This is a genomic window from uncultured Anaerotruncus sp. (assembly GCF_902490045.1).
Classification (GTDB): Bacteria; Bacillota; Clostridia; order Oscillospirales; family Ruminococcaceae; genus Anaerotruncus.
Genome location: NZ_CABUCJ010000181.1, coordinates 1 through 3,241 on the forward strand (window position 1 = coordinate 1; position 3,241 = coordinate 3,241).

5 protein-coding genes are annotated in these 3,241 nt (G+C 59.7%); 4 read left to right on the forward strand and 1 reads right to left on the reverse strand.

Going from position 1 to position 3,241, the window contains the following annotated elements; all coding sequences use genetic code 11:
- A partial coding sequence (locus RDM88_RS12370) for a cobalt-precorrin-5B (C(1))-methyltransferase (protein ID WP_308755129.1) occupies positions 1-319 on the reverse strand: 319 nt, incomplete at its 3' end.
- 173 nt (positions 320-492) lie between these two features.
- Between RDM88_RS12370 and RDM88_RS12375 the strand changes: the two genes are divergently transcribed.
- The 4 genes from RDM88_RS12375 (at position 493) to RDM88_RS12390 (ending at position 3,019) form a co-directional block, all read left to right on the forward strand.
- On the forward strand, positions 493-981 hold the full coding sequence (locus RDM88_RS12375) for an amidase domain-containing protein (RefSeq protein WP_308755130.1): 489 nt from the start codon (positions 493-495) through the stop codon (positions 979-981).
- 140 nt (positions 982-1,121) lie between these two features.
- On the forward strand, positions 1,122-1,493 hold the full coding sequence (locus RDM88_RS12380; RefSeq protein WP_308755131.1) for a GntR family transcriptional regulator: 372 nt from the start codon (positions 1,122-1,124) through the stop codon (positions 1,491-1,493).
- The gene (locus RDM88_RS12385; RefSeq protein ID WP_308755132.1) at positions 1,494-2,195 is read left to right on the forward strand and encodes an ABC transporter ATP-binding protein; all 702 of its coding nucleotides are present in this window, start codon (positions 1,494-1,496) and stop codon (positions 2,193-2,195) included.
- On the forward strand, positions 2,189-3,019 hold the full coding sequence (locus RDM88_RS12390; RefSeq protein WP_308755133.1) for a hypothetical protein: 831 nt from the start codon (positions 2,189-2,191) through the stop codon (positions 3,017-3,019). The genes RDM88_RS12385 and RDM88_RS12390 overlap by 7 nt, the downstream gene beginning before the upstream one ends.
- Positions 3,020-3,241: the final 222 nt, after the last annotated feature.

Sequence of the window (3,241 nt, forward strand, 5' to 3'; positions counted from 1 at the left end):
CCCCCTCGCCGCCGTCGACGGTGATCTCCTCCCCGCCGAGGCGCACCTCGGCGCAGACGAGCGCGCCGTCGGTCGCGTCGATGTCGTCGCCCGCGTCCTTGCGCACCGCGCACCGGGCAACCCCCTGCCCCAGCACGCAGCCCTCCACCGGCAGGTCAAGCCGGACGCCCTCCGGCGTCCCGATCTCCACCCGCGCGGGGGCCTCCCCCGTGAGCAGGGCGAGGGCGGCGGCCTTTGCTGCCGCCGCCGCGCAGGAGCCGGTTGTATAGCCGCAGCGCAGGCGTTTCCCGCCGCTCAGCACATATCGGTCGAGGCCCACGGCGCGTCCCCCCTTTTACAATCCGGCCCGAACATCAAAAAAGCCATCCGGCGGCAGCTTGCTTTCGGATGGCAATGGTCCTGCCAACTGGATGCGGTTCGTCGTTTAAATTTTAAAGGAATCCCGGCAAAAAGTCAACTGCATATACTGTACCATGGAAAGGAGCGATCCCTATGCCCACCCAGATTCCCTACGACCGGTCCAAGGCTGCCGCCTACGCCGAAAAATGGGCGTTTTCCCGCAATCCGCGCTACATAAGCTTCGACGGCATGGGCGGCGACTGCACCAGCTTCGTCTCCCAGTGCCTCTACGCGGGCACGGGCGTCATGAACTACACCCGGGATACCGGCTGGTACTACAATTCCGCCGCCGACCGCGCCGCCGCATGGAGCGGCGTGCCCTATCTCCACCGCTTCCTGACGAACAACCGCTCGGTCGGTCCCTACGGCCGTGCGGCGGCGCTCGGGGAGCTGGAACGCGGGGATATCATCCAGCTCGGCGACGCGTCGGACAAATGGTACCACTCCCTCTTTGTGACCGCGGTCACGGAAAACGACATCCTCGTGTCCACCCACACCTTCGACGCCTACCGGCGCCCCCTCTCAAGCTATGTATACGCGCAGGCGCGCGGCATCCGCATCGAGGGGGCGCGCCGCTGGTGAGCGCGTTCCCCTGCGGCCCGCCCCGCGAAAAGCGGGACGGGCCTCTTCTTTTTCCAAATTAGGGGTTGACAAATTGGAAATGGTATCGTATTATTGTGTTAGGTTATTAATACAATTTGTCGGGACAGGAGCTGAACACAATGACGTGGGAGCTGAAAAATGACCGCCCGATCTATGCGCAGCTGATCGAACAGATCAAGCTGCGCATCATCTCCGGATTCTACCGTCCGGGAGAACGCCTGCCCTCCGTTCGGGATATGGCTGCCGAAGCGGCCGTGAATCCCAATACGATGCAGCGGGCGCTATCCGAACTGGAACGGGACGGGCTGCTCTATACCCAGCGCACGAGCGGCCGGTTCATCACGGAGGATTCGGGGCTGATCGAGACGGCAAAAAAAGCCCTCGCACAGGAACAGATCGACGCCTTTTTCCAAAAAATGCGCGCTCTCGGATTCACCACGCCCCAAACGGTGGCGCTTGTGGAATCCGCTGCGGCCGAGGAGGTAAGATAAGTGGACACCATACTGGAATGCCATGGGCTCACCAAGTTCTACGGAAGCGGGGTCTGTGCGCTCAATCAAATCAACCTGAACGTCGGGCGCGGCCGTATCGTCGGCCTGCTCGGACCGAACGGCAGCGGCAAGAGCACCTTCATGAAGCTCGCTAACGGCCTGCTGACCCCCTCCCTCGGGGATCTCACGATCGCGGGCTTCCCGGTCGGGCCGGACACCAAGGAGGTCGTCTCCTACCTGCCGGAACGCACCTACCTCAACGACTGGATGAAGGTCCGCGACCTGATCGCCTTCTTCCGGGATTTCTACGCGAATTTCAACGAGGCCAAGGCGTACGACATGCTCAGCCGCCTGAACATCAATCCCAACGACCGGCTCAAGACGATGTCCAAGGGCACCAAAGAGAAGGTCCAGCTGATCCTCGTCATGAGCCGGGAGGCCCAGCTCTACCTGCTCGACGAGCCGATCGGCGGCGTCGACCCCGCGGCGCGCGACTACATCCTGAACACCATCCTGGGCAACTACAGTGAAAACGCGACGATCATCATCTCCACCCACCTGATCACCGATATCGAGCAGGTGCTGGAGGACGTCATCTTCATCAGCCGCGGCGAGATCGTCATGGTCTCTTCGGTCGATCAGATCCGCGAGGAAAAGGGCGTGTCGGTCGACGCGCTCTTCCGGGAGGTATTCAGATGCTGAAAAAACTGCTGAAATACGAAATCCGCGCCACCGCACGGCTCTTCCTGCCGGTGTTCGGCGCGATCCTGGTCCTCGCGATCCTCAACAACATCTTCTTCAACTTTAACGACATCCCCGACTTCGCGGCCGTCCTGACCATGATGGTCTATGTCATCCTCATCATCGCGCTCTTCGTCCTTGTCTTTGTCGTCATGATCCAGCGTTTTTACAAAAATTTGCTCTGCGACGAGGGGTACCTCATGTTTACCCTTCCGGTAAAAACCTGGCAGCTCATCGCCAGCAAGCTGATTGTCTCGATCATGTGGCTGGCCATCTGCTCCGCCGTCACCGTCCTCTCGATCTTTATCGTGGCGTTCAGCCCCGAGATGCTCCAGGCGATCCCCGAGTTGATGGGCGCATTTTCCGATTTTCTCGCACACTATGTCGGGATCAGCGAGGTCACCCTCCTCTTTGAATTCCTGCTTTCAATGCTCATCGGGACCATCGGCAGCGTGCTCATGATCTATGCCGCAATCTCGGTCGGTCACCTCGTCCACAAGCACCGTGTCCTGACCGCCTTCGGGGCCTACATCGGGCTGAGCATTGTCGAGTCGATCATTACAAATCTCTACTTTACGCTGATCGGCCGCATCTACGACTCCGCGATCCCCTACGGGGCTTACGGTTCCTACCAGTTCGGCTATGGCGCATACGACTTTGCGAGGGAGCTGGTCGTCGCGCTGCACATGGTTATGATCCCGACCCTCATCATCACGGTCATCTTCTCGGCCGCCTACTTTGTCCTTACAAACTACATCCTTTCCCACAGGCTCAACCTCGAATAGATCTCCCCTCTCAAAAGAAGCGCCGCATCCGATGGATGCGGCGCTTCTTCGACCATGACCCGTCCCGCATGGACCCGGCCGCGTCCGAAAGAAGATAAAAACAGCCGGGCGGCTGCTTGACATCCCGCCCGGCTTCTGTTATGATAATCTTTGTTGGATTTTTGACTGAACAACTCTGATTATCTCCAAAAAGCCCGGAAATACGGGCATTTCACGGGATAT

Bases quoted from the DNA above. Each gene is read 5' to 3' on its own strand.
- RDM88_RS12375 (WP_308755130.1), top strand. From the start codon at position 493: ATGCCCACCCAGATTCCCTACGACCGGTCCAAGGCTGCCGCCTACGCC.
- RDM88_RS12380 (WP_308755131.1), top strand. From the start codon at position 1,122: ATGACGTGGGAGCTGAAAAATGACCGCCCGATCTATGCGCAGCTGATC.
- RDM88_RS12390 (WP_308755133.1), top strand. From the start codon at position 2,189: ATGCTGAAAAAACTGCTGAAATACGAAATCCGCGCCACCGCACGGCTC.